Here is a 26205-nt window from a genome sequence, read left to right as displayed (position 1 = left end):
CCCGGATCGCGTACGTCAGGCCGGGGCGAGCCAGCGGTGCAGGGTGGCCGCACCGTCCCGGATCTTGGTCAGCTCGACGTGCTCGTTCTTGTGGTGGGCCAGGTTCGGGTCGCCGGGGCCGAAGTTCAGCGCCGGGATGCCCATGGCCGCGAAGCGGGCCACGTCCGTCCAGCCCAGCTTGCCGATCGGCGCGGCGCCGACCGCCGCCAGGAACTCCTGCGCCGCCGGGCTCTCCAGCCCCGGCGCCGCGCCGGCCGCCGCGTCGGTGACCGCCAGGTCGAAGCCGACGAAGACCTCGCGCAGGTGCGCCTCGGCCGCCGCCGGGTCGCGGTCCGGCGCGTACCGGTAGTTGATCTCGATCTCGCAGTGGTCGGGGATCACGTTGCCGGCCACGCCACCGGTGATCCGCACCGCGTTGAGCCCCTCGCGGTAGTCGCAGCCCTCGATGGTCACCCGGCGCCCCTCGTACGCGGTCAGCCGGCGCAGCACCTCCCCGGCGCCGTGGATGGCGTTCACCCCGTGCCAGGACCGGGCCGCGTGGGCCCGCTCGCCGTGCGTGGTGACGATCGCCCGCATCGTGCCCTGGCAGCCCGCCTCGACGATGCCGTACGTGGGCTCCAGCAGCACCGCGAAGTCGGCCTGCAACCATTCGGGGTGGGTCTGCCCGACCAGGGTGAGGCCGTTGTAGCGCGACTCGATCTCCTCGGCCTCGTAGAAGAAGTAGGTGACGTCGTAGCGCGGGTCGGGCAGCGTCACCGCAAGGTGCAGCGCGAACGCCACCCCGGACTTCATGTCGGAGGTGCCGCAGCCGTACATGAGGTCGCCGCGCATGGTCGACGGGAAGTTGCCGTTGAGCGGGACGGTGTCCAGGTGGCCGGCGAGCACCACGCGCTGGGCCCGGCCCAGGTCGGTGCGGGCCATCACGGTGTTCGAGTGCCGGTAGGTGGTCAGGTGCGGTACGCCCCGCAGCACCTCCTCGACGCAGTCGGCGATCGCCTTCTCGTTGAGGGAGACCGACTCGATGTCGACCAGGGCACGGGTGAGCGCCACCGGATCGGCCAGGACCTCGGGGGTCAACGGGTTCTGCATGTCTCGCACGGTACCGTCATCCTCGGTGGGCGCGAGGCACACGTTCCGCGCCCGCGGCCGCGAGCAGCGGCGGACGCCGCCGCCTTGACGAGAGGGTGACATCGTGACGTCCGCACCATCCGCGTGGGGCATCGGCCTGGCCACCGTGACCGCCGACGACCAGGTGCTCGACACCTGGTACCCGACCGGCAAGCTGGGCCTCGGCGAGCTTCCGCTGGTGCCCGGGGAGGACCAGGCCGACGTGCTCGACCTGCCTCCGGGCGCGATCGGCGAGCGGGCGCTCCCCGGGCTGCGCACGGTCGAGGTGACCACGGTGATCGGCTCGCTGGACGACCCGATCAAGGACGCCGCCGACGCGTACCTGCGGTTGCACCTGCTCTCCCACCGCCTGGTGCGGCCCAACGAGCTGAACCTCGACGGCATCTTCGGCAAGCTGGCCAACGTGGCCTGGACCTCGGCGGGGCCGTGCCCGCCGGAGCGGGTGGACGAGCTGCGCGTGATCGAGCGCGCCGCCGGCCGCCACCTGGCCGTCCACGGGGTGGACAAGTTCCCGCGGATGACCGACTACGTGGTGCCCGCCGGGGTGCGGATCGCCGACGCGGACCGGGTCCGGCTGGGTGCGTACCTGTCCTCCGGCACCACCGTCATGCACGAGGGCTTCTGCAACTTCAACGCGGGAACGCTCGGCACCTCGATGGTCGAGGGCCGGATCGTGCAGGGCGTGGTGGTCGGCGACGGCTCCGACGTCGGCGCGGGCGCCTCGATCATGGGCACGCTCTCCGGCGGCGGCACCGACAAGGTCCGCATCGGCGAGCGCAGCCTGGTCGGCGCGAACGCGGGCATCGGCATCTCGCTGGGTGACGACTGCGTGGTGGAGGCGGGCTGCTACGTCACCGCCGGTTCCAAGGTCACGCTGCCGGACGGCCGGGTGGTCAAGGCCCGCGAGCTGTCCGGCGTCGACGGGCTGCTGTTCTGGCGCAACTCGGTGACCGGTGCGCTGGAGGCGAAGCCGCGCACCGGGCGGGGCATCGAACTGAACGCCGCCCTGCACGCCAACGACTGAGGTTCGGAGTCCGGGTCCGCGACGGCATCGCCGCGGACCCGGACGGTCCGGCTCACCGCAGGCGGTACGCCTGGATGATCCGCTGGGTCACCGTGTTGCCGGCGTCGTCGCGGGCCGAGGCCCGTAGCGACACGTAGCCCGGCCCGGCCGGGTGCCGGACGGTGGCCGTCCAGCCGCCGCCCTGCTTCTTCAGGGCCGCCTTCCGCCAGGTCTTCCCGCCGTCGTAGGAGACGTCGACGGTGAGCGCCGCGACCTTGCCCGACGGCGCGCCGGGCTGGCGCTGCACCGCCACCGGGACGGTGAACGTCCGACCGGCCGGCGCGGTGCCGTCCAGCGCGAGCGCCGGGGTGAACCGGACCGCCATGGCCGGCAGCCGCGCCGGCACCTCGCCCGGCACCCGCTTCGAGCGGAACGTCCAGCTCGCCGACACCTCGGTGCTCAGGTCCGTGAAGGACCGCGTCGCGCTGGTCTCCACCCGGTAGTTCGCCGCGCCGGGCGGCACCTCGAAGTCGCCGTACCCGGGGTAGGGCGACTCGCCGACCAGCTTGCCGTTGCGGTAGAGCGCGGTCCGTTCGGTGTCGTTCAGCGAACCGCCACCGTGCCCGGCCGCGTCGCTGTGCACCGGCAGCGAGACCACGATCGTGTCACCGGTGCGGGTGATCCCCTGCTCCGGCCAGCGCGGCTGCGGGAAGGACGGGCCGTAGGGCGCGTTGTTCCAGTCCTCCCGGTGGTCGCGTCCGGCCCGGTAGCGCGTCGGCCCCGACTCCAGCACCGCCTGCGTCTCGAGCCAGCCGTCCGGGTCCCGCCGGCCGAGGTCCAGCTCGAAGTTCCAGCGGGTCCGGACGGTGCTGAGGTGCTCGACCCGCTTGCCCGGCACCTGGACGGGCACGACGATCGCCGAGCCGCCCATGTTGTAGTCCGGCTCCGGGTAGACGATCCGTTCGTTCTCCAGACCCGCGTACCCGTTCGCGAACCGGCTGGTGACGTGGGCCAGGTCGGCCGCCCGGTAGTGCCGCGTGAACCCGGTCGGGAAGCGGCCGGGGAACAGGTCGCTCAACCCGTAGAAGTAGGGGCTGCGCTCCGGCGCGGTCGGTTCGAGCCACTGGCTGGTCAGCGAGCCGACGAAGACCTTGTCGGAGACGGACCGGCCGAGTTGGGCCGAGTAGAGGCCGTCGAAGCGGTCGGTCCAGAGTCCGAAGCTGGCGTAGTAGTCACCGAACCCCCACGCGGCGGTGAAGTCGATCAGCAGCGGGGCCGCGCCGCGTTGCGGCACGGTGGTGCGGACCGGCTTCGCCCGCCGGGCGTCCAGGACGACCCGCTGGTCGCGCTTCACTACCAGTTCCGGCTGCGCCAGCATGGAGACCTCGGACCAGCCCTGGTCGCCGTCCACGAAGAGCAGGCTCTGCACCCCGTAGCGGCCCTTGGGCACCCGGACCCTGGCGTCGCCGTCGGCGTCGTACACGTCCCGGTAGCTGCCGTCGTCGAGACCGAGCAGGCTGGTGTAGTGGTCGCCGGTCAGGGCGCCGGCCCGGTTCCGGTGCGTGACGGTCAGGTCGTAGCTCTCCACCTCGCGGTCCACCGCGAGCGGCGTCACCGCGACGGTGTCGCCGGACCGGGCGGTCAGCCGGCCGGTCCAGTAGCCGTCGACGCCGCCGAGGCGGGTGTCCACGACGACCGTGACCTGCCCGGCGCCGCCCGCCGGGACGGTGAGTCGGGAGGCGCTGAGGGTGATCATCCCGGCCGGCGCGGACCGGCCGCCGGGACCGGCGAACGTGGTGGCCAGGTCGAGGGTCAGCGGCGCCGGCCCGTCGTTGCGGTAGGTGACCGTCCGGCTGATCGGCTGGTCGTCGGTGTGCGGCCAGGCCGCGACGCCGAACGAGACCGAGGCCGGTTCGCTGGTCACCCGCTCGGTGATCGCGTGGGCCACGTCGACCCGGCCGGCGCCCTGCTGGTACGCGGTCTGGTCGGGGTGCGGCCGCGCCGAGGCCATCAGCGTCGCCTTGTAGCGGCCCGCCGTCCAACCGGGGTGCTGCTGGGCGATCAGCGCCACCGCGCCGGCCACGTGCGGGGTCGCCATCGAGGTGCCGGAGAGGGAGACGTACCGGTCCCCCACCGGGTCGCCGATCTGCCCGTTGGCGGCCCGGGCGGCGACGATCTCCACGCCGGGCGCGGTGATGTCCGGCTTGATCGCCCCGTCGCCGACCCGCGGGCCGCGGCTGGAGAAGTCGGCCAGTTCGTCGTCGCGGTCCACCGCGCCGACCGCCAGCGCGGCGTCGGCGCTGGCCGGCGAGCCGACCGAACCGTCGATGCCGTCGTTGCCGGCGGCGGTGACGAACAGCGTGCCGGTCTGCGCGGTGAGCGTCTCGACCGCCTGTTCCAGCGGGTCGACCTCCGGACTGTCGGGGCCGCTCAGGCTCATGTTGACCACGGCGGCGTGCTGCTCGGCCGCGGCCCACTGCATGCCGGCCAGGATCGCCGACTCGGTGCAGCCGAAGACCTCGCAGACCTTGCCGGAGAGCAGCGTGGCGTCCGGGGCCACACCCCGGTACTTCCCGCCGGAGGCGGCCCCGCTGCCGGCGATGGTCGAGGCGACGTGGGTGCCGTGGCCGACGATGTCGTCGGGGTTGGCCTCCTCGCTGAAGTTGCGCGCCTCGGCGACCTTGCCGGCCAGGTCCGGGTGGGTGAGGTCGACGCCGGTGTCGAGCACGGCGACCTTGACGCCCTTGCCGGTCCAGCCGGCGGCCCAGGCCGCCGGCGCGCCGATCTGCGGCACGCTGTGGTCCAGCGTCACCCGCCGTCGGCCGTCCAGCCAGATCCGGTCGACACCCCCCGCCGCGTCGAGCCGCGCACCGGACCGGCCGGCACCGACCGCGTCCCAGAGCGCGCGGGCGTCGCGCTTGGTCGCGACGACCGCCGCGCCGCCGATGGCCGGCAGGTCCCGGGTCACCCGGGTGCCGGCGAGCGGCGTCGTCGCCCGCCGGGCCACCCCGGGCCGGTACGACACCAGCAGCGGCACGGTGTCGCGGCGGGCGTCGTCGTAGCCGGCCTCGATCAGCCCGGTGACGTCGAACAGGCGCTTGTCGAGCCGGCCGGACCGGACCAGCGGCAGCGCGTCCTGGGGCAGCACGGTGAGGCGGTCGCGGTCGCGGCCGACCACGAACTGGAGGCCGGTCCGGCCGGCGCCGGGGCGCACCGCCGCGCGGCCGCCGGCCGCGACGGTGACCTGGTCGCCGGTGATCAGCGTGACGGTGACCGGGTGGCCGGGCGCCCGGGTCGGCGCGGGCGTGCCGGTCGGGGCGGCCTGTGCGGGTACGGGCAGACCGAACGTCAGCCCCAGGGCGAGGCCGAACGCGGCCAGTTTTCTGCGGTTCCGGAGCAACCTTCCTCCTCCGTCAGACGTTTCATCGATGGGGAACACATCGATACGAGTTATCAGAATTGCATACCGGGTATGCAACGGGAAGTCGCCAATCCGACCGAACCGGTACCGCACCGCCGGGCGGACCGGGCATGATCCACCGATGACCGCCATGAGGGACCGGATGCTCGCCGGCGAGCCGTACATCGCCGACGACCCCGCGATCATCGCCGACCTGGACCGCGCCGCACGCCTCACCGAACGCTTCAATCGCAGCTCCGCGGAGGACCCGGAGGGCCGACTCGCCGCTCTGCGCGACCTGCTCGGCACGCTGGGCGAGGACACCTGGGTACGGCCGCCGTTCCACTGCGACTACGGCTTCCAGACCCACATCGGGCCGCGCAGCTTCGTCAACTTCAACGCGGTCTTCCTCGACGTCGCCCGGATCACCATCGGCGCCGACGTCCAGATCGGACCGAACGTGCAACTGCTCACCGCCACCCACCCGGTGGAGCCGGAGGCCCGGCGAGCCAAGTGGGAAGCCGCCGAACCCATCACCATCGGTGACAACGTCTGGCTCGGCGGCGGAGTGATCGTGCTCGCCGGGGTGACCATCGGCGACAACACGGTGGTGGGTGCCGGCGCGGTGGTGACCCGGGACCTGCCGGCGAACGTGGTGGCGGTCGGTAACCCTGCGCGTCCGGTCAGAACCCTCGGGGATCCGGCCTGACCTGCAAAAACAAGCGTTCCAGCGGATGCGGATTCCGGGACGGGCGTGCACCCTGGGTAGTGAGGAGTTCACTCCGGGGAGGCGCGATGGAACGGGTGCTGGAGCTGCGGGTGCACGGGGTGTCCAACACCCCGCCCGATCAGCTGCTCGGTCTCCATGGCACGCCAGGCGGTGACGGTCCGCAACCCGCACAGGTCGCCGGCGGGCCGGTGACCGGCTTCTACCGGTCGAGCGCGGCCCAGCGGGACGACCCGGTCACGGTCGAGGCGTACAGCTGGGGGCGGCTGACCTCCGGCGCGCGGACCCGGCGGGACGTCGAGCGGGCCCTGTGGACGCTCCTGCTGCCCTTCGCGCTGGCCAACGTCGCCCTGCACGCCCGCACCGGCATCCCGCCGGACCCGGACCAGGAGCGCTGGGGCAGCCGGTCCGGCATCACCGCCTGGCTCATCCGGCTGTTCTGCCTGAGCCTGACCTGCACCCTGGTGATCGCGGTGACCGGGGTCGGCGTAGACCTCATCGGCTGGCAGTGCGTCGGACGGGACTGCCTCGGCCAGCTCCCCGGGCCGTGGGAGTTCCTCGGCAACTCCTGGTGGCGCCAGGGCACCCGGGCGCTCGCCCTCGGCCTGCTGCTCCCGCTGCTCGTGGTCGGCGCGATCGGCCTGGTGGCCTGGCGCACCTACCAGTACGAGGCGCAGATGCCGGCCGAGCCCCGCCACCGCCAGATCGCGCCGGAGGACGGCGGTCAGCCGGTCGAGCGACCGGAACCGCCGGAAGTGCCGGAGAACCCGTTGCAGGACCCGACGTTCTGGAACGGGGAGGGCCAGCTGCGCCGGGCCGCGGTGCTGCACCTGTGCACCGGGGCGGTGGTGGCCGCCGCCGTGCCGGTGGCCGCCGTCATGATCATGGATCCGCCACGTGGCACGCGGGCCGTGATCGCCTGGTCGACGGTGACGCTGTTCGCCGCCGTGGTGGCGATCGCCGTGGTCGCGGTGGGTCGCCCCTGGCTCAGCCGGCGCCAGGGCGCGACCCCGCTCGGCCGGTGGAGCGCGGCGGTGGCCGGGCTCACCCTGCTGAGTCTGGTCGGCACGTTCGCCCTGCTGCTGCTCCCGGACGGTCCGGCCGGTCAGCCGCTGTCGACCTACCGACCGCCGATCGGGTGCGTCGCGCAACCCCACCTGGCCGGATGCCGCACCGACCGATCGTTGCCCGGGTACGACACCGCGGTCGCCTGGCTCGTCACCTACCAGGTGCTGTTGCTGGTGGCCATCGCCGCGGCGAACCGCTCCGGCCGGCGGGCGTTGCTCGGACCGGTGCTCGGCGCGGTACTACTGCCGCTCGGAACGACCTGGATCGAGCGCGGCCTACCGGGTCTTCCCCCCGCGCCGGACGGAGTGAACACCTGGATGCTCGTCGGCCCGGTGGTCGCGCTGGCCGTCGCCGGCCTGCTGTTGCCCCGCCTCCGGCCCGCCGTGCCCGCCCAGCCGCTCGGGGCGTACACCGATCTCGCCTGGCGCGGGTGCGCGCCGGCGGTCATCGCAGGCTTCGGCTGGATGATGGCCGTGGCGTACTGCGCCGGGCTGCTCTACTGGGTCAGCGACCGGCTCGACGGGCAGGCGGAGCCGAGCGGGCCGAGCCGGGTGGTGCCGCCGCTCGCCGTGTTCTGGGCCGGGCTGGCCTGCGTGATCGGCCTGCTCGCCCTGCTCGCGCTGCTGGTGCGGGTCGCGGTCCTGCTGCACCGCCTGCGCCGCGCCGAGTACGGCCGACTGACCGCCGCCGGCGGCCTCTCCGCCCACGACCTGCGTCGGTGCCGTGACGTCAGCACCTACCGGGCCCTGCACCGGCTCGTCGGCGAGCACGCCGTCCGGCTGGTCGGCTGCTACGCCACCGTCTCCGCGGCGCTGGTCACCCTCTGCTGCGCCGCGGCACTCTCCGGCCACCGGCCCAGCCCGCTCTCCCCGGCCGGCTGGCAGGCCGCGGTCCACTGGGCCGCCGAGCGGGGTGACGCGTTGCTCGGCTGGCTGCCGGTGATGACGAGCGCGCTCGGGCTGCTGATCTACCGCACCGACTCGGTCCGCCGGTCGGTGGGCGTCATCTGGGACGTGTGCACGTTCTGGCCCCGGGGGGCGCACCCGCTCGCCCCGCCCAGCTACGCCGAGCGCGCCGTGCCGGAACTCCAGACCCGGGTGGCCGGGCTGCTGGCGCTGCCACCACACCATCCCGACCGGATGGACGGGGTGATCCTCTCCGGGCACAGCCAGGGCACCGTCATCTGCGCCGCGGTGCTGCTCCAACTGCCCCGCCGGTGGCGGCGACGGACCTGGTTCTTCTCCTACGGCTGCCAGCTCACCCGGCTCTACGGTCGGGTCTTCCCGGCCTACTTCGGACCCGAGCGCCTGCGCACGCTGGCCCGGGCGGTCACCTGGCCCGGCGGGCACGTCGCCTGGACGAACTTCTGGCGGAACACCGACCCGCTCGGCTGGCCGGTCAGCGCCGGACAGCGGGACGTGCCGGTGACCGACCCGGAAGCGCTGCACCCCTCCGGCGGCGAGGTGGCCGACCCGCCGATCCGCAGCCACAGCGGATATCCCGAGGCGGTCGAGTTCGCCCGCGAGCGGGCCGTGGTGGCCCGGCTGCTGCGCCGGACCGTGCCGTCACCCCGGCAACGGATCGGCTAACCGGACCACCAGGTCGGCCTGCCCCGCCGTGCCGGCCACCAGCCGGGCGTTCTCCTCGTCGCTGCCGAGCGCCCAGGCGCGTGCCTGCTCCGGCGACTTCCCGTACGCCTCGTGGCGGGCGGTGAGCCGGCGCAGCCGCAGCTCGGCGTCCAGGTCGAGGAACCACGCCTGGTGCAGCAGCGAACGCACCTCCTCCCACGGGTCGTCGCGCAGCAGCAGATAGTTGCCCTCGGTGACCACCAGGCGCACCTCGGGCGGCACCTCGATCGCCCCGGCGACCGGTTCCTCCAGGTCGCGGCGGAACTCCGGCGCCCACACCGACGTCGGCTCCAGCCGCCGCAGCCGGCGCAGCATGGTGACGAACCCGTTGACGTCGAACGTGTCCGGCGCGCCCTTGCGGCCCGTGCGGCCGAGCCGGGCCAGCGCCGACCCGGCCAGGTGGAAGCCGTCCATCGGCACCAGTCGGGCGGTCGGGCCGACCTCGGCCACGATCCGCTCCGCCAGCGTGGACTTGCCCGCCCCGGGCGCGCCGGCGATGCCGAGCAGCTGCCGGGGGCCGTCCCCGGCCAGCGCCCGGGCGCGGGCGACCAGCTCGCGGAGCGGGAGCACCTGGGGCGGCGGCATCAGTCGAGCACCGGCTCGCTGATGGTGAACCGCGCCTCGACCGCCGCCTGCACCGGCTGTGGGGCCGGATCCAGCTCCAGCTCCGGAGCGGAGTCGCCGGACCGGGCGAACGCGGCCTTCGCCAGCATCGGCGGCGCGGCGGTCAGACCGGTGTCGGCCAGCTCCCGCAAGGCGGTCACCCGGGCGCCGAGCGCCTCCGCGTACTCCCGGGCGCGGACCAGCGCGTCGGCGATCGCGGCGTGCCGCGCCTCCCGGTAGGCCGGGCTGTCCGGCCGCAGGGACCACACCGGACCGGCCACCTCGACCTGCTCCTGGTCGGCCAGGCGCAGCATCAGCTCGCCCAGCGCGGTGAAGTCGGTGACCGTGACCGTGGTGCTCACGCTGCCCTGGTAGGCCACCACCCGCTCGCCGGAGCGCTTCGTCACCGGCCAGACCCGGACCTGGCCGGTCTCCCGCCGTTCCACGGTCGACCCGGCGGCGTCGAGCAGCGCGCGCACCGCGGCGGCCCGTTCGGCGAGGCGGGTCAGCGTGGTCTCCCGGTCGCGGTCCCGCGCGACCGCGGTCACCGTGAACCGGGCCAGCTCGGGGGCCACCTCCCGGTACGCCTCGCCGCGTACCGCCACGACCGGTGCGTCCGCCATGCCGCTCAGCCTAACGGCGGGGTGGCCGGCAGGTGCGCCGTGTAGCCGACCGCGCCGGCCGTCACCCGGCACCCGGTCAGGTGACCGCCCGCCGCGCCCAGCTCACGCAGGTAGGCCAGCTCGCCGGCGTGGTCCGCGCCGGCCGGGAACTCCCGCTGGTGCGCGGTGAACCCCCGCGCGTACAGCGTGGCCCGGGCCGCCCGCGCCTCGGCCAGCCGGCCGGTCAGCGCGTCGGCGTCGCCGGCCCGCAACGCCGCGGCCACCTCGTCCAGGAACGCGCCGACGGCGGTCAACTCGACCAGCACCCGGTCCCGGTTGGCGAGCAGCATGTTCGCGGTCCGCTCGGGCGGGCCACCGGCGACCCGGGTGCCGTCGGCGAAACTGCCGGCGGCCAGCGCCAGCACCGCGTCCCGCAGCGCCGAGCGCTGCACCGTGCCGGCCAACGCGCCGGCCAGCACGTGCGGCACGTGCGAGGCGAGCGCGGCGGCGGCGTCGTGCTCCGGCGCCGACATCGGCACCACCCGCGCGTGGAAGACGTCGACGAGCAGCGCGGTGAGCCGACGGAACGCGTCCAGGCCGGTCGGCCCCGGGCAGAGCACCCAGGCGGCGCCGTCGAGCAGGTCCGCGCCGGCCGCACCGAGACCGGCCCGGTCGGCGCCGGCCATCGGGTGCCCGGGCACGAACCGGCGCCCGAGCCCCTGCGCGGTGGCCGCCGTGGCCACCTCCGCCTTGGTGCTGCCCACGTCGGTGAGCACGCACCGGTCGTCGGTGGCGGCGGCCACCCGGGCCAGCATGGCGGGCAACGTGGGCAGCGGCCCGCAGACGAACACCACGTCCCGGCCGGCGACCGCCTGCTCGACCGCGTCGGACACCGCGACGCCCCGATCCCGCAGCCGACGCCGGACCGCCGGCTCCGGATCCCAGCCGGCCACGTCGAGGCCCGCGTCGCGCAGCCGGAGCAGCACCGAGCCGCCGATCAACCCGGTGCCGACCACCGCCGCGCGCGCCAGCCCGCCGGCCTCGCCCACCATCGGCCCACCTCGGCGTCCGCGTCGTCCCGGAGCCGGGCGGCCCCGCGGGAAGTCCCGCCGAGGATATCGCCCGCCGCCCCGCCCGGGATCACGGTCGGGCCCTCGGGGGAGATCGATTCGGACGGACGGGGGTTGTCCCCGTGGGACCCGCGTCGTACGGTCCCCCGGCGGCTCGACCGGATCGACCGGTCGGGCCCTCGTCAACGGGGGAAGGAAGACGCATGTCCGCGACGTACCGGGCGCTCGCCTCGGTGGTCATGTTGATCGGTTTCTACGTCGTCGCGCTGCTCCAGCTCGCCGCCGTGGTCGCGCTCGGGGTCTGGCTGTTCGGCCACACCAGCGGCGTGATCACCGGCAAGCTGCTGCTGCCGCTGGTGGTCGCGCTCGGCGCGGTCGGCGTGGGGATGTGGAAGGCGATCCGTACGAAGAACGAGCCGGCGCCCGGCCTGATCCTGGACGAGCGCGCGGCGCCCCAACTCTGGGCCACCGTGCGTGAGCTGGCGACGGCGGTCGGCACCCGGGCGCCGGACGAGATCCGGCTGGTGCCGGAGGTGAACGCGGCGGTCGGCGAGCAGAGCAGGCTGCTCGGCCTGGTCGCCGGACGGCGCACCCTCTACCTCGGGTTGCCGCTGCTCCAGGCCATGCGGATCGACCAGCTCCGGTCGGTCCTGGCGCACGAGCTGGGCCACTACTCCGGCCGGCACACCCGGCTGGGCGGCGTCGCCTACCGGGGCCGGGTGGCGATCGGGGAGACCATCGAGCGGATCAGCCCGCGCAACCCGATCGGCTGGGTGTTCAAGGGTTACGCGATGCTCTACCTGATGGTCGACAACGCCGCGTCGCGCCGTCAGGAGCTGGAGGCGGACCGCGCCTCCGTCGCGCTCGCCGGAACCGAGGCGGCCACCTCGGCGCTGCGCACGCTGCCGGCGCTGGACGCCGCCTGGGGCTTCTACATGCGCCGCTACGTCGAGCCGGGCTGGTCGGCCGGGCTCGCGCCGGACGACCTCTTCGGCGGCTTCGCGCACCTGCTCCAGGCGCGCCGCGACGAGATCGACGAGCTGCGGGAGAACGCCCCGGAGGGCACTCCGTCCCGGTGGGACACCCACCCGCCGATCGGCGTCCGCGTCGCCGCGATGACGTCCGTGCCGCCGACGGCGGCGGGTGCGGACGACCGACCGGCCTGGATCCTGCTCGCCGACGTGGCCGGGGCCGGCCGTGCGCTCCAGTCACTGGTGGTCGAGCACGGCTCGCGGCGGCTGCTGCCCTGGCCGCAGTTCGTCGCCGAGTCGGTGGCCGCCGGCGTGCAGCAGCAGGCGGACGGCATCTACCGGGCGGCCGGCCGGTTCACCGGCAACGCCGGGCCGGGACTGCCGACCGTGCTGGAGCTGGTCCGCGCCGGCCGGCTCGGCGAGTTCGCCGAGCGGTTCTTCGGCGGCGCCACCCGCGAGGAGGCCGCCGCCGCCTTCGCCGGCCCGATGGAGACCCTGCTGGACAACGCGGCGGTCCGCGCCGGGCGGGCCCGGTGGCAGCTCTCCTGGTCCGGGCCGGCGCAGCTGGTCGGTCCGGCGGGCGAGCCGTGGGACCTGGCCGAGGTGGCCAAGCTGGCGGTCGCGCCGGAGAGCCTGGACGAGGCGCTGGCCCGGCTGGCCGCGCTGGGGATCGACGTCGGCGCCGCCACGGTGGTGCAGGCCCGCGCGTCGGCCCGGGACGCCGACCTGATCGGCGGGCTGGCCAACATCAAGATCGACGGCCGGGAGCACGACGTGCTGGTGCTCGACAACGGCCTGGTGCTGATCCCCGACCCGGGCAAGGCCGGCGAGGGCGAGAAGCGGCTGACCGCGCTGGTCGGCTCGGTGCCGGTCGCCGAGCTGGCCGGCCGGCACCCGTACCTGCCGTACGAGGAGATCACCTCGGTGGAGGTGCGGCGGGAGGTGCCGTTGAAGGCCACGCTGACCCTGTTCGACGGCCGCACCGTGCAGATGCAGGAGCTGATGGCCAGCGAGTTCCTGGAGAAGCGCAGCCGGGACACGCTGCTGACGGTGTTCCGGAGGATCAACGGCTGACCCTTCCGGCCGCCGACCCCGGTCAGGGTCGGCGGCCGGGTGGTCAGGACTCGGCCAGCCGGCCGGCCACCGCGTCGACGCGCTCGTCGGACTCGGTCAGCGCCACCCGGACGTGCCGGGCACCGGCCGGGCCGTAGAACACCCCGGCGGCGACCAGGATGCCCCGCCGGGCCAGCCAGTCGACCGTGTCCCAGCAGTCCTCGTCGCGGGTCAGCCACAGGTAGAGCCCGGCCTCGGAGTGCTCGACGGTGAAGCCGGCGCCGGTGAACGCGGCCCGCAGCTTCTCCCGCCGGGCCCGGTAGCGCTCCCGTTGGGCGTCGGCGTGGGCCTGGTCGCCGAGCGCGGCCACCATGGCGGCCTGCACCGGGGCCGGCACGATCATGCCGGCGTGCTTACGGATCTTGAGCAGCTCGGCCACCAGCGCCGGGTCGCCGGCGACGAACCCGGCCCGGTAGCCGGCCAGGTTGGAGCGCTTGGAGAGCGAGTGCACCGCCAGCACGCCCGCGTACGACCCGCCGCAGACCTCGGGCGAGAGGATCGAGACGGGCTGCGCGTCCCACCCCAACGGCAGGTAGCACTCGTCGCTGGCGACCACCGCCCCGCGCTCCCGCGCCCACTCGACCACCTTGCGCAGGTGGGCGGCGGGCAGCACCCGGCCGGTCGGGTTGCCGGGCGAGTTGACCCAGACCAGGCGCACCCGGGGATCCGGGCCGAGGGCGGTCAGCGAGTCGCTGCGCACCGTGGTCGCGCCGGCCAGCCGGGCCCCGTCCTCGTAGGTCGGGTAGGCGACCGGCGGCACCACGACCACGTCACCGGGGCCGAGGCCGAGCAGCGTGGGCAGCCAGGCCACCAGCTCCTTGGAGCCGATCGTCGGCAGCACACCCAGCCCGTCGACGCCCGCGCCGCAGGCGCGGGCCACCCAGGCCGCGATCGCGTCCCGCAGGGCGGGCGTGCCCGCGGTCAACGGGTAGCCCGGCGCGTCCGACGCGTCGGCCAGCGCCTGCCGGATCAACGGTGGCACCGGGTCGACCGGCGTGCCCATGGAGAGGTTGACGAGACCACCCGGGTGCGCCGCGGCCGTGGCGGCCGCGGCGTCCAGCGTGTCCCAGGTGAACTCGGGCAGCCGTGCCGAGACCGGCGTGGGCCGGCTCAGTGGCCCTCGCCGCGCGGCGGCTGCGCGGCGACGAAGGTGGCGTCCTTCTCCACCTTGCCGATCTTGGAGGCGCCCCCGGGCGAACCCAGGTCCTCGAAGAACTCGTAGTTCGCGCCGGTGTAGTCCTTCCACTGCTCCGGCACGTCGTCCTCGTAGAAGATCGCTTCGACCGGGCAGACCGGCTCACAGGCACCACAGTCGACGCACTCGTCGGGGTGGATGTAGAGCATCCGGTTGCCCTCGTAGATGCAGTCGACCGGGCACTCCTCGATGCATGCCTTGTCGAGCACGTCCACGCACGGCTCGGCGATGATGTAGGTCACCGGTCTTCTCCTCCGCAAGACTCGTCGCGATCATCCGCAACGGTAAGAGCCTAGTATCTCGCCGGGGAGGGGGTCGATCGTGCTCCGACAGCAGGACGTGGGACACCGGATCGTGGTCCGCCGGATTGTGGGGATTCGGGGAGGCCGGCCGCTGTTCTCCGACGCGCTCGGCGAGCTGGTCGAGCTGAGCGAGACGCACATCACGCTCGCCACCGACGCCGGTCCGCTGCGCGTACCGGTCGGCGAGGTGCACCGGGCCAAGCGGGTGCCGCCGGCCCGCCGGCCCACCGCCGCCGCCGTGGTCGACCTGGAGGTGGCCGCCGACGAGGCCTGGCCCGCCCCGGTACGCGGACGGCTCGGCGACTGGCGCCTGCGCTCGGCCGCCGGCTGGACCGGCCGGGCGAACAGCGCCCTGCCGATCGGCGACCCCGATCGCCCGCTGCCCGCCGCGCTGGACGCCGTGCAGCACTGGTACGCCGACCGGGGCCAACCGGCGCTGGTGAACACCCCGCTGCCGCTGGCCGCCCCGGTCGGCGCGGAACTGGACGCGCGCGGCTGGACGTCCCGCCCGCCGGTGCTGGTCCAGACCGTCCCGCTGGCCACCCTGACCGCACCGGACGCCGACGCCGCGCCGGAGCGGCGGGTGACGCTGGCCGACGCGCCCGCCGACGACTGGCTGGCGGTCGCCGCCGACCGCAAGGGCGGACTGCCGGCGGAGGCGCGGCACGTGCTCACCGCCGTGGACCGGGTCCGCTTCGCCGAGCTGCGGGTCGACGGGCGGCTGCTCGCGGTGGGCCGGGGCACCGTCACCGGCGAGGGCCGCTGGTTCGGCGTCAGCCTGCTGGAGGTGCTGCCGGAGGCCCGCCGGCAGGGGTTCGCCGCGGCGGTCGTGCGCGCCCTGGCCGGGTGGGCCGCGGCGGAGGGAGCGTCCCGTGCGTTCCTCCAGGTGGAGCAGCGCAACGTGGGCGCGGTGGCGCTCTACCGTCGGCTCGGCTTCACCACCCACCACACCTACCTGACCCGGGTCGCCCCCTGAGGTCAGCGGCGGACGATCTTGCGGGGCCGGGACGCCTTCATCTCGGCGTACCGCTTCAGCTGGCGGGACCGGTGGTCCCGGCCGAGCGCGGTGAGGATCAGGTAGCCCACCAGCACGCCGGCCAGGGTGGCCGCGAGGTAGAGCCAGATCTGGGCGAAGAAGAGACCCGCGCCCCCGCCGAACGGGTTCTCCCCGACCAGCAGCGGGCCGACGAACACGGTCAGCGCCAGCGCCACGACCACGCCGACGGCCAGGTCGCCCGCCCAGTGCCCGAGCGGCCGATCGGCACCCCAGCGGAACGAGGTGACGGCCAGGATCAGCCCGATCACCAGGAACATCGCCAGGGAGACCCGGCCGGAGGCGGTGTCGTCGTCCGGGAACGCGAACCGGATGACCAGCCGGGCCACCACGTTCACCGCGAACAACGCGGCCGCCAGCACGCCGACCGCACGCCACCTCTGAGCCATCGCACGCCTCCCGCCGTACCACCCGCCCCCACGGCGGGCCTCTGGCAGGAATGTCTACCACCGCCACCTGTGCGGCGTCAGCACCTACCGGGAGACCGGCGGCGGCACCACGATCTGCCGGAAGCCGAGCACCGCGAAGGTGACCGCACCGGCGACGATCAGCGCCAGGCCGAGCACGTTGTCGCCGGCCAGCGCCAGGTCCCCCTCGGTGGTGCGGAAGCCGCCCACGACGATCACCAGGAACCAGGGCAACGCGGCCAGCGCCACCGCCCACCGGGTGCCGGTCGACCGGTGCGCGAACGAGCCCAGCAGCACCGTCGACGCGACCACGGCCGCGATCCCGGCGAGCACCAGACCGATGCCGACCAGCGCCTGGGCGCCGCCGGAGCGGCCCTGCACCGTCTCCCACGCCCAGGTCGCGAAGATCAGGTCGAGCAGCGCGGCCAGGACACCGGCCCAGACCGTCACCACGCCGCCGGCCACGCGCAGCGCACGGTCGAACGCCCGCTCGGCGCGCGACGGCGACGCGGGTGGCTGCGGCTCGGGAAGGATCGACACGGGTGCGGCGGGCAGCGTCACCGGAGACCGGCCGCCGCGACCGGGGTGCGGTCCGGCCCGTCCAGGCCCAACCCGGCGAAGAGGTCGTCCTCCCAGCCGTACGGGCCGACGCCCGGGCCCTTGCCGCCGACCGCGAGCGTGAAGTATTCGACCCCCATGAACTCGGCGCCGAAGTTGCCGGCGATCGAGTAGAGCCACGAGTTGGCCGGGATCTGGGTGGCGTGGGCGCGCATCGCCGCCTCCTTCGCGGCGTGCTGCTCGGTGGCGTCGATCCGCGCCGCGATCTGCGCGTCCGGCGTGCCGAAGGGCAGGTCGTCGACGTCGTCGATGCCGGCGAAGGGATTGTCCGACGACTCGGTGAACGCCTCCAGGCCGGCGTCCAGCACGCTGCGCGGCATGGCCGTCCAGTAGACCTTGGCCGGGGCGATCCCCTCGGCGGCGGCCAGCTCCACGCCCCGCATCGCCACCCGGTGCGCCTGGATGTGGTCGGGGTGCCCGTAGAAGCCGTTCGGGTCGTACGTGATCACGACCTGCGGGCGGACCTCGCGGATGACCTCCAGCAGGTGCCCGGCGGCCTCGTCGAGGTCGGCGCGCCAGAACGCCCGCGGGTGGTCGTTGGTGGCCAGCCCCATCATCCCGGAGTCGCGGTAGCGGCCGGCGCCGCCGAGGAACCGGTGGTCGGTGACGCCGAGCGCGGCGCAGGCCGCGGCCAGTTCGCCGATGCGGTAGCCGCCGAGCTGGTCCGCCTCGGCGGCGCAGAGCCGCGCCAGCTCGGGGACGTGGATCTCGCCCTCCTCGCCCAGCGTGCAGGTCACCAGCGTGACGTGGGCGCCGGCGGCGGCGTAGTGTGCCATCGTCGCGCCGGTGCCGATCGACTCGTCGTCGGGATGCGCGTGGACCAGCAGGAGGCGTCGGTCGGGCAGCGTCGTCACGCCCGTCACTCTAACCGGCGGTCCTGCCCGCTCGGCGCTCATGCGTCCGCCCAGGTCGGCCACATCACGCCCGGCACCCGCCTACGATCTGCAGGCGTGGACTTTCCCGAGCTGGCCGCCCGTACCCGTCGGTTCAGCCACGGGGCGCCGCGCGCCGTCTCCGTCGCGGGGGACGGCTCCCGGGTGCTCTTCCTGCGGTCCGCGGGACCGGAGGACCCGGCCGACGCACTCTGGCTGCTCGACGTCGACAGCGGCGAGGAACGCCTGGTCGCGGACCCGGCGGTGCTGCTGGGCACGGACGCCGAGCCGGCCCGCCTCGCCCCCGGCGAGCGGGCGCTGCGCGAGCGGCTGCGCCTCAGCTCCGGCGGCATCGGCTCGTACGCGCTGGACGCGGCCGGCCGGGTGGCCGCGTTCGCGCTGGCCGGGCGGCTGTTCCGGGCCGACCTGGTGCACGGTGACGTGGTCGAGGTCGCCGCCGTGGGGCCGGTGATCGACCCGCGCCCCGACCCGGCCGGCGAACGGCTGGCCTACGTCACCGACGCGGCCGAGGGCGTCCGCCGGGGCCAGCTGCGGGTCGTCGAGCCGGACGGTACGGACAACCTGCTCGCCGGTGAGGACAGCGGGGTGACCTGGGGGCTGGCCGAGCACATCGCGGCCGAGGAGTTCCACCGCTACCGGGGCTACTGGTGGGCGCCGGACGGTCGCAGCGTGCTGGCCGCCCGGGTCGACGAGTCCCGCCTGCCGCGCTGGTACCTGCACGACCCGGCCGAGCCGGCGAGCCCGCCGACGTCGCTGGCGTACCCGGTGGCCGGCGGCCCGAACGCGGAGGTCAGCCTGCACCTGCTCGACCTCGACGGCGGCTGGGTCGACGTGCACTGGGACCGCGAGACCTACCCCTACCTCAGCTCGGTGGACTGGGCGGACGGCGGGCCGTTGATCACCGTGCTGCGCCGCTCGCAACAGCACGGCCTGGTGCTGGCGGTGGACCCGCGTACCGGGGAGACGCAGGTGCACGCGGAGCTGGCCGACCCGCGCTGGGTGGAGCCGATCCCGGGCACCCCGGCGCACCTGCCGGACGGGCGGGTGCTGGTCGGCGGCGAGCTGGCCCACGACGGGTACGACGCCCGCTGCCTCTTCGCCGACGGGACGCTGCTCACCCCGCCCTCGCTGTACGTGCGGCGAGTGGTCGGGCGGCTGCCGGCCGGTCCCAGCACGGCGGCCGACCTGCTGGTGGAGGCGAGCGAGGGCGAGCCCAGCCAACGCCACCTCTACCGGGTGCGGACCACCATCGGCGGTGGGATGGACGCCCGCCGGATGGGCAGCGACCCGGGCTGGCACACCGCCGCGATCGGCGGATCCACGCTGGTGGTGGGCATCGCCTCGCTGGAGCACCCGGGCGTGCGGTGGCGGGTGTGGCACGGCGACCGCGAGGTGGGCGAGCTGCGCTCACTGGCCGCCACCTGCTCGTACGCGCCGCGGCCGACGCTGGTCCGGGTGACCGACCGGCGGCTGCCCAGCGCGGTGCTCTACCCGGTCGAGCACGTCAAGGGCACGCGGTTGCCGGTGCTGCTGGACATCTACGGCGGCCCCGGCCACCAGGAGGTGATCGCGGCCCGCGGCGCCTGGCTGGAACGGCAGTGGTGGGCCGAGCAGGGCTTCGCGGTGGTGACCATCGACAACCGGGGCACCCCGGGCATCGCGCCGTCGTTCGAGAAGGCGATCCACCGCCGGGTCGCCGACGTGATCCTGAGCGACCAGGTGGACGCGCTCACCGCGCTCGCCGGCAAGCACCCCGACCTGGACCTGGAGCGGGTGGCGGTGCGCGGCTGGTCGTTCGGCGGTTGGCTGGCCGGGCTGGCGGTGCTGCGCCACCCCGAACTGTTCAAGTGCGCGATCGTCGGGGCGCCGGTCACCGACTGGGCGCTGTACGACACCGCCTACAGCGAGCGCTACCTCGGCATGCCGGACGACGGGATGGACGTCTACGCGCACCACTCGCTGGTCGAGCTGGCCGCCGAGCCGCTCGGCGACCCGGCGCAGGCCCGGCCGATGCTGCTGGTGCACGGGCTGGTGGACGACAACGTGCTGGCCGCGCACACGCTGCGGCTCTCCGCCGCGCTGCTGGCCACCGGCCGCCCGCACGCGGTGCTGCCGCTCACCGGCGCGAGCCACCTGGCCGCCGGCGGGGTGTCCGAACGCCTGCTCCGCCTGGAACTGGACTTCCTCCGCCGCTACTTGGCGTAAGGAAGGGCCCCTTATTAACGCCTGCGGTAGAGGAAGGGCCCCTTCTTAACGTCGCGCGTTAAGAAGGGGCCCTTCCTTCAACCACAGGTACGGCTACTGCTTGACGAAGGCGTTCACGAAGTTCGGGTAGCCGAACACGGAGGAGATGAAGACCCCTCCGGCCTTGGAGCCGTGCACGTTGTAGGCCACGTCCACGTAGAGCGGCACCACCGGCGCGTGCTCCTTCATGATCCGCTCATCCAGCTTGCCCCACTCCGGGCCCTGGTCGGCCGGGGGCAGCGCCAGGATCCGGTCCATCTCGGCGTTGATCGCGTCGTCGTTGAAGTACGACTGGTTGCTGTTGCCCTCGGCCTTGATGGTGCGGCCGTCGTAGAGCACCGGCAGGATCGAGGCGCCGCTCGGCCAGTCCGCGGCCCAGTTACCGATGTAGAGGTCCCACGGGTTGTCCTTCTTCTTGACCTCGTCCAGCTTCGCGTCGTCCGGGATGTTCCGGACGGTGATCTTGAAGCCGGCGCGCTCCAGGTTGCCCTTGAGCTGGACCGCGATCTGCTGCTCGTCGGTGTTGTCCGCGACGCCGAGGACCAGCTCCGGCGTCTGTCCGCCGAGCAGCTCCTTCGCCTTCTCCGGGTTGCCGTTGGCACCCGCCGGGTAGGCGTCGTACGCCTTGTAACCGATGGTCGACGACGGCATCAGGGTGGTCATCGGCTGGGCGACGGTCTGGCCGCCGAGCGCCTTGACCAGGCCCTCCCGGTCGATCGCGTAGTTGAGCGCCTGGCGGATCTTCAGGTCCTTGACCCGCTGGGTGTTGATCACGAGCTGGTTGGCGCTCGGGGTCGGGGACAGCAGGGTGCGGGCCTTCAGCGCAGGGTCACCGGCCACCTTGGCGACCAGCGCCGGCGGCACCGAGTTGAACGCCAGCGCGCTCTGGTCGGCGCCGTTGTCCGCGATCACCCGGTTGTTGGCGGCGTCCTGGGTCGGGCCGAAGGTCCAGACGAACTGGTCCGGGTACTGGTGGCGCACCGGGTCGGTCTTCGCGTCCCAGTTCGGGTTGCGGTCCAGCGTGAGCTGCACGCCGACCTGGTTCTTGGCGATCTTGTAGGGGCCGGACGAGAACGGCTTCTGGTCCAGGTTGACCCCGGTGTCCTTCTCCGGCTTCAGCGGCGCCGTGGTGGGCAGCGAGACCGCGAACGGCAGGTCGCAGCGCGGCTTGGCGAACTCGAACCGCAGCGTCTTGTCGTCCGGCGTGGTCAGGCCCGGCGGCAGCGACGTCTTGTTCTTCTTGAAGTCCCACTTGGTGTCGAACTGCGCGGTGTCGGCCAGCCACTCCTGGATGTAGGTGGGGCCGCTGGTGAGGTCCGGGTCGAAGGAGCGGGCGATGCCGTACGCGATCTCCTTGGCGGTGATCGGGCTGCCGTCCTCGAACTTCACCCCGTCCTTGATCGTGAATTCCCAGACCTTGCAGTCGTTGTTGACGTTCTTGCCCGGCGTCTCGGCCAGGTCGCCCACCAGGACCAGGCCGCCCTTGCCGTCGTCCTTCCACGTGGTCAGGTAGCGGGCGAAGAGCGGGCTGGCCATCAGCCCGGCGAACGAGTACGTCCGCTGCGGGTCCAGGTGGGAGATGGGGGTCTCCCGGATGATGGTGAACGTGCCGCCCTTGGCCGCGCCCTCCACCTCCGGCGCCGGCCCCTGCGAGTCCTTGGGGTCGGTGGCGATGACCCCGGTCTGCTGCCGGCTGCCGTCCACCTTGGTGCCCTCGCCCGTGTTCTCCGAGCAGGCGCCCAGCCCCACAACCAGTGCGATGGCGCCGCCGACGGCGGCCGCTGCGCGTGGTCGCATGTCCTACCTCCTCCACCCGTACGCCGGGCGCATCCGCCGACGTCCCGAGGATCGTAAAGAAGAAAAACTACGAGTTGTGTAACAGTTCTCGATAAATTTCGTCGGACCGTCGGTCAGCCCAGGCGCACCCGGGGGTCGATCACCGCGTAGAGCAGGTCCACGATCATGTTGGCGAGCACCACGAAGACCGCCGCGATCAGCACGGTCGCCATGATGGTCGGCAGGTCACCGGAGCGGACCGCGTCCACCGCGGTCCGACCCATCCCGTTCAGGCCGAACGTCGTCTCGGTGATGACGGTGCCGCCGAGCGCCCCGCCCACGTCCAGGCCGGCGATGGTCACCACCGGCGTGATCGCGGCCCGCAGCGCATGTCGGCCGTACACCTTGCGTTTGGCCAGGCCCTTGGCGCGGGCGGTGCGGACGAAGTCCTCCGACAGCGTCTCCAACATCTGCGCCCGGGACAGCCGGGCATAGATGGCGGAGAAGAGGAAGGCCAGCGCCAACCAGGCCAGCACCAGCCCGCTGCTCCATTTCAGGGGGTCGTCGAAGAACGAGGTGTAGCTGGGCACCGGTAGCAGGCGCAGGTTGTAGACGAACACGATGAGCAGCACCGCGCCGACGAAGTAGAGCTGCAGCGAGGCGCCGGTCAGCGAGAAGCCGATCGCCGCCCGGTCCAGCCAGCTCCCCCGGCGCAGCGCGGACAACATGCCCAGGCCGACGCCGAGCAGCAGCCACAGGACGGCCGCCGGGATGACGATGCTCAGCGTCACCGGCAGCACCCGGGCGATGGTGTCCGAGACCGCCTCGTTGGAGACGTACGACCAGCCGAGGCAGGGCGCGTCGCACTGGCCGCCCTGGGCGCTGCCCAGGTCCCGCCCGGTGACGATGCCCTTCATGTAGCCGGCGTACTGGCTGATCAGCGGGTCGTTCAGGCCCAGCTCCTGGCGGACCCGTTCCAGCCGCTCGGGGTTGCAGTTCTTCGGGCACATGCCGGTGACCGGGTCGCGCGGCAGGGCGAAGAACATCAGGAAGCTCAGCACGCTGACCGCGAAGAGCGTGAGCGCGGCCGAGAGCAGCCGGCGGACGAGGAAACGCGTCATGGGTCGGCCTCCTACCGGGACGACTTCGGGTCGAGCGCGTCGCGCAGCGCGTCGCCGAAGAGGTTGAAGGCGAACACGAGCGCGAAGATCGTGATGCCGGGGAAGAAGACGTACGCCGGGTCGGTCTGCAGGTAGTCGAGACTGCGGTAGATCATCCGGCCGAAGCTCGGCGTCGCGTCGGTGAGGCCGACGCCGATGAACGACAGCGCCGCCTCGCTGGTGATGTACTGCGGCACCGCCAGCGAGAAGGCGACCAGGATCGGCGCCCACACGTTCGGCAGCAGCTGACGGAACAGCATGTGCCCGAGACCGGCCCCGCTGGCCCGGGCCGCCTCCACGAACTCGCGCTCGCGCAGCGCGATGATCTGGCCCCGGACCAGGCGGGCGGTGCTGGTCCAGCCGAACAACGCGAAGATCGAGATGAGCACGCCGATCTGGAAGTACGCCGGGACGGCCTCCCGCTGGCCGTAGAAGCGCAGCGCGACGGTCGGCATCAGTGCCAGCGCGATGATCAGGAACGGCATCGCCAGGGTCAGGTCGGTGATCCAGTTGATCACCGAGTCCAGCCAGCCACCGAGGTAGCCGGCGAGCGTACCCAGCGTCACGCCGATGACGGCGGTCAGCACGGCGGCGGCGAACGCGATGAACAGCGACGTCCGCAGCCCGTGCACCATCCGGATGAAGATGTCCCGACCCAGGCCGGGCTCCAGCCCGAACCAGTGGTCGCCGGTGACGCCGCCGGCGTAGCCCAGCGGCATGCCGTAGCCGTCGAGACGGCTCTGGAACTGCTCCTTCGGCCCCACCCCGTACAGCGCCTCGATCAGCGGCACGGCCAGCGCGACCAGGACGAAGAAGACGAGCAGGGCGCCGCTGACCAGGGCGGTGCGGTCCCGCCGGAGCCGCGCCAGCGCGAGTTGGCCGGGTGAGCGGCCGACGAACTCCTTGTCCCGGCGCTCGTCGCCGTCACCGGGCGACTCGATCTCCGCGAGCGCCACGCCCTCGACCGGGGACAGGCTCATTCCGCCACCTCCTTCAGTTCCGGGGCGTCGCCGCCGCCGACCGCCGCGGGCGCGACAGTGCCACCGCCGACCGTCGCCGGCCCGGCGGCGTCCACCGGTCCGCTCTCCGGGTGGTGGCAGGCGGTGAGTTGGGTGCCGCCGTCGCGGGTGGTCAGGGCGGGTGTTTCGGTGGCGCAGCGGTCGGTGGCTTTCCAGCAGCGGGTGCGGAAGCGGCAGCCGCTGGGTGGGTCCAGGGGGGTGGGGACGTCGCCGGTGAGGCGGATGCGGCCGGCGGGGCCGAGGGTGGTGACGTCGGGGATGGCCGAGAGCAGGGCGCGGGTGTAGGGGTGTTGGGGGCGGGTGTAGATGGTGTCGCGGTCGCCGATCTCGACGATGGTGCCGAGGTACATGACGGCGACTCGGTGGCAGAAGTGGCGGACCACGGCGAGGTCGTGGGCGATGAACACGAACGCCAGGTCGAGGTCGCGTTGCAGGTCGCGCAGGAGGTTGATGACCTGGGCCTGGATGGACACGTCGAGGGCGCTCACGGGTTCGTCGGCGACGATGAGCTTGGGTTGCAGGGCCAGGGCGCGGGCGATGCCGATGCGTTGGCGTTGCCCGCCGGAGAACTCGTGCGGGTAGCGGTTGTAGTGCTCGGGGTTGAGTCCGACCAGTTCCAGCAGTTCCTGCACGCGTTTCTTGACGCCGCCGGGTGGGGTGATGTTGTTGACCTGCAGCGGCATGGCCACGATCCGCCCGACGGTGTGGCGGGGGTTCAACGACGCGTACGGGTCCTGGAAGATGATCTGCAGGTCCTGGCGCAGCGGCCCCAACGCGCCCCGGCGGGCGTGGGTGATGTCCCGCCCGGCGAAGGTGATGCTGCCGGCGGTGGGTTCCAACAGCCGCACCAGCATCCGCCCGGTCGTGGTCTTCCCACACCCCGACTCGCCCACCAGACCGAGGGTCTCGCCGGGGCGGACGTCGAAGTCCAGCCCGTCGACCGCCCGCACCGCGGCCCTGCCCCGCAGCCCCTGCCGCACCGGGAAGTGCTTGGTCAACCCCCGCACCGACAACAGCGGCTCAGCCGCGATCCGGGCGGCGCCGCCCGGATCGCGGCCCGCCTCCGACGTGCCGGCCACCGGCGTGTGTCCGTTCGGCACAACGTTCATCGGGCCACCCCCACCTGGGCTACCTCGTCGCGGTAGATCCGCTCCCGCGCGGCGACCGGCAGATGACACGCCACCAGATGCCCTGCCACCCCCGCCGAAACCAGCTCCGGTACCTCAGTGCGGGAGCGGTCGCCGTTGACGTCGGCATAGCGGCAGCGGGGATGGAACGCGCAGCCCGACGGCAGGTTGATCAGACTCGGCGGGTTGCCCGGGATCGGCACCAGGTCCGCGTCGGCGTCACCGTGCAGCGACGGCACGCTCGACAACAACCCCCACGTGTACGGATGCTGCGGCCGCCGCAACACCTGCTCCACACTGCCGTGCTCCACCGCCCGACCGCCGTACATGACGAGGACGTCATCGGCCACCTGACCGACCACACCCAGGTCGTGGGTGATCAGGATGATCGCCGAACGGAACTCCTCCTGAAGATCATTGAGCAGGTCCAGGATCTGCGCCTGCACCGTCACGTCCAACGCCGTCGTCGGCTCGTCCGCGATCACCAGATCCGGATCGTTGACCAACGCCATCGCGATCATCGCCCGCTGCCGCATCCCACCGGAGAACTCGTGCGGATACTGCTCGAACCGCCGCGCCGGCTGCGGAATCCCCACCCGGCCCAACATGTCCACCGCCCGGCTACGCGCCTCCCGCCTACCGGCCTTCGGGTGGTGCACCCGGTACGCCTCAGCGATCTGCTTCCCGACCGTGTAGTACGGATGCAACGCCGACAGCGGATCCTGGAAGATCATCGCCATGTCCCGACCCCGCAGCCGCCGCACCTCCTCCTCCGGCAGACCCACCAACTGACGCCCACCCACCGAAATCTCCCCGGTGACGGACGCCCGCCTGGAGTTGTGCAGACCCAGAATCGCCAACGACGTCACGCTCTTCCCCGAGCCGGACTCACCCACGATCCCGAGCGTGCGACCCCGCTCGACGGCGAACGACACCCCGTCCACAGCCCGGACCACACCGTCCTCGGTGTCGAACCGCACCCGCAGGTCCCGGACCTGGAGATAGGGGCCCTCGCCGGAGCGCTGCTCCGGCACCTCCGGGCGGTCCGGCTCCCCGGACGGCACTGCATCCGACCTGCCCATGACCGCCTCCCCCTC

At 73.4% G+C, this 26205-nt stretch carries 21 protein-coding genes; 6 read left to right on the top strand and 15 right to left on the bottom strand.

The window, feature by feature from the left end; all coding sequences use genetic code 11:
* Nucleotides 1-15: 15 nt before the first annotated feature.
* A complete protein-coding gene (dapE, locus tag CO540_RS24205) occupies nt 16-1089 on the bottom strand; it encodes a succinyl-diaminopimelate desuccinylase (RefSeq protein ID WP_099163758.1) in 1074 nt (357 codons plus the stop codon).
* A gap of 103 nt (nt 1090-1192) precedes the next feature.
* Here dapE and dapD point away from each other — a divergent pair, with 103 nt between their 5' ends.
* Entirely contained in the window at nt 1193-2152 is a 960-nt protein-coding gene (gene dapD / locus CO540_RS24200; RefSeq protein WP_099163757.1) for a 2,3,4,5-tetrahydropyridine-2,6-dicarboxylate N-succinyltransferase, read from the top strand.
* 52 nt (nt 2153-2204) lie between these two features.
* Here the strand turns inward: dapD and CO540_RS24195 are convergent, their stop codons facing one another.
* Nucleotides 2205-5531: a S8 family serine peptidase gene (locus tag CO540_RS24195; protein ID WP_099163756.1), complete on the bottom strand. Its 3327-nt coding sequence runs from the start codon at nt 5529-5531 to the stop codon at nt 2205-2207.
* Between the two features lie 142 nt (nt 5532-5673).
* On the opposite strand from CO540_RS24195, the gene CO540_RS24190 reads away from it, so the two are divergent.
* Nucleotides 5674-6240, top strand: coding sequence for a sugar O-acetyltransferase (locus CO540_RS24190; RefSeq protein ID WP_099163755.1), 567 nt, complete (start codon nt 5674-5676; stop codon nt 6238-6240).
* 86 nt (nt 6241-6326) lie between these two features.
* A complete protein-coding gene (locus CO540_RS24185) occupies nt 6327-8915 on the top strand; it encodes a hypothetical protein (protein ID WP_099163754.1) in 2589 nt (862 codons plus the stop codon).
* Here CO540_RS24185 and CO540_RS24180 read toward each other — a convergent pair.
* From CO540_RS24180 to CO540_RS24170, 3 genes are read right to left on the bottom strand one after another with little or no spacing between them, the layout of a single operon-like run.
* On the bottom strand, nt 8892-9539 hold the full coding sequence (locus CO540_RS24180) for a nucleoside/nucleotide kinase family protein (protein ID WP_099163753.1): 648 nt from the start codon (nt 9537-9539) through the stop codon (nt 8892-8894). The genes CO540_RS24185 and CO540_RS24180 overlap by 24 nt on opposite strands.
* Entirely contained in the window at nt 9539-10180 is a 642-nt protein-coding gene (locus CO540_RS24175) for an SIMPL domain-containing protein (RefSeq protein ID WP_099163752.1), read from the bottom strand. The genes CO540_RS24180 and CO540_RS24175 overlap by 1 nt, the downstream gene beginning before the upstream one ends.
* Nucleotides 10181-10185: 5 nt before the next feature.
* The gene (locus CO540_RS24170) at nt 10186-11211 is read right to left on the bottom strand and encodes a prephenate dehydrogenase/arogenate dehydrogenase family protein (protein ID WP_099163751.1); all 1026 of its coding nucleotides are present in this window, start codon (nt 11209-11211) and stop codon (nt 10186-10188) included.
* Nucleotides 11212-11432: 221 nt separating this feature from the next.
* Here CO540_RS24170 and CO540_RS24165 point away from each other — a divergent pair, with 221 nt between their 5' ends.
* Nucleotides 11433-13274, top strand: a complete 1842-nt coding sequence (locus CO540_RS24165; RefSeq protein WP_099163750.1) for a M48 family metallopeptidase — start codon at nt 11433-11435, stop codon at nt 13272-13274.
* A 43-nt stretch (nt 13275-13317) separates the two neighbouring features.
* Here CO540_RS24165 and dapC read toward each other — a convergent pair whose 3' ends face one another.
* Nucleotides 13318-14427, bottom strand: a complete 1110-nt coding sequence (gene dapC, locus CO540_RS24160; protein ID WP_099164912.1) for a succinyldiaminopimelate transaminase — start codon at nt 14425-14427, stop codon at nt 13318-13320.
* The gene (gene fdxA, locus CO540_RS24155; protein ID WP_007464872.1) at nt 14424-14750 is read right to left on the bottom strand and encodes a ferredoxin; all 327 of its coding nucleotides are present in this window, start codon (nt 14748-14750) and stop codon (nt 14424-14426) included. Before fdxA ends, dapC begins: the two co-directional genes overlap by 4 nt.
* A 79-nt stretch (nt 14751-14829) precedes the next feature.
* Here fdxA and CO540_RS24150 point away from each other — a divergent pair, with 79 nt between their 5' ends.
* Nucleotides 14830-15786, top strand: a complete 957-nt coding sequence (locus CO540_RS24150) for a GNAT family N-acetyltransferase (protein ID WP_099163749.1) — start codon at nt 14830-14832, stop codon at nt 15784-15786.
* A 2-nt stretch (nt 15787-15788) separates the two neighbouring features.
* On the opposite strand, the gene CO540_RS24145 is transcribed toward CO540_RS24150, so the two are convergent.
* The 3 genes from CO540_RS24145 to mshB all read right to left on the bottom strand — a co-directional run bounded on the left by CO540_RS24145 (nt 15789) and on the right by mshB (nt 17752).
* Nucleotides 15789-16253, bottom strand: coding sequence for a hypothetical protein (locus tag CO540_RS24145; protein WP_099163748.1), 465 nt, complete (start codon nt 16251-16253; stop codon nt 15789-15791).
* A gap of 84 nt (nt 16254-16337) precedes the next feature.
* Nucleotides 16338-16832, bottom strand: a complete 495-nt coding sequence (locus CO540_RS24140; RefSeq protein WP_099163747.1) for a hypothetical protein — start codon at nt 16830-16832, stop codon at nt 16338-16340.
* The gene (mshB, locus tag CO540_RS24135) at nt 16829-17752 is read right to left on the bottom strand and encodes an N-acetyl-1-D-myo-inositol-2-amino-2-deoxy-alpha-D-glucopyranoside deacetylase (protein WP_099163746.1); all 924 of its coding nucleotides are present in this window, start codon (nt 17750-17752) and stop codon (nt 16829-16831) included. Before mshB ends, CO540_RS24140 begins: the two co-directional genes overlap by 4 nt.
* Nucleotides 17753-17839: 87 nt before the next feature.
* On the opposite strand from mshB, the gene CO540_RS24130 reads away from it, so the two are divergent.
* Nucleotides 17840-19987 carry a prolyl oligopeptidase family serine peptidase gene (locus tag CO540_RS24130; RefSeq protein ID WP_099163745.1) on the top strand — a complete coding sequence of 716 codons (2148 nt, stop codon included), beginning with the start codon at nt 17840-17842 and terminating at the stop codon, nt 19985-19987.
* Between the two features lie 93 nt (nt 19988-20080).
* Here the strand turns inward: CO540_RS24130 and CO540_RS24125 are convergent, their stop codons facing one another.
* From CO540_RS24125 to CO540_RS24105, 5 genes are all read right to left on the bottom strand, one after another.
* A complete protein-coding gene (locus tag CO540_RS24125; RefSeq protein WP_099163744.1) occupies nt 20081-21823 on the bottom strand; it encodes an ABC transporter substrate-binding protein in 1743 nt (580 codons plus the stop codon).
* Nucleotides 21824-21936: 113 nt separating this feature from the next.
* Nucleotides 21937-22923, bottom strand: coding sequence for an ABC transporter permease (locus tag CO540_RS24120; protein ID WP_099163743.1), 987 nt, complete (start codon nt 22921-22923; stop codon nt 21937-21939).
* A gap of 11 nt (nt 22924-22934) precedes the next feature.
* Entirely contained in the window at nt 22935-23942 is a 1008-nt protein-coding gene (locus CO540_RS24115) for an ABC transporter permease (RefSeq protein WP_099163742.1), read from the bottom strand.
* Nucleotides 23939-25012, bottom strand: coding sequence for an ABC transporter ATP-binding protein (locus CO540_RS24110; protein ID WP_253866773.1), 1074 nt, complete (start codon nt 25010-25012; stop codon nt 23939-23941). Before CO540_RS24110 ends, CO540_RS24115 begins: the two co-directional genes overlap by 4 nt.
* Before the next feature lie 74 nt (nt 25013-25086).
* Nucleotides 25087-26190: an ABC transporter ATP-binding protein gene (locus CO540_RS24105; protein WP_099163741.1), complete on the bottom strand. Its 1104-nt coding sequence runs from the start codon at nt 26188-26190 to the stop codon at nt 25087-25089.
* Between the last annotated feature and the right edge of the window lie 15 nt (nt 26191-26205).

The organism is Micromonospora sp. WMMA2032 (assembly GCF_002688545.1).
Taxonomy (GTDB): domain Bacteria; phylum Actinomycetota; class Actinomycetes; order Mycobacteriales; family Micromonosporaceae; genus Micromonospora; species Micromonospora sediminicola.
This window is presented reverse-complemented; position numbering and strand designations above follow the sequence as displayed.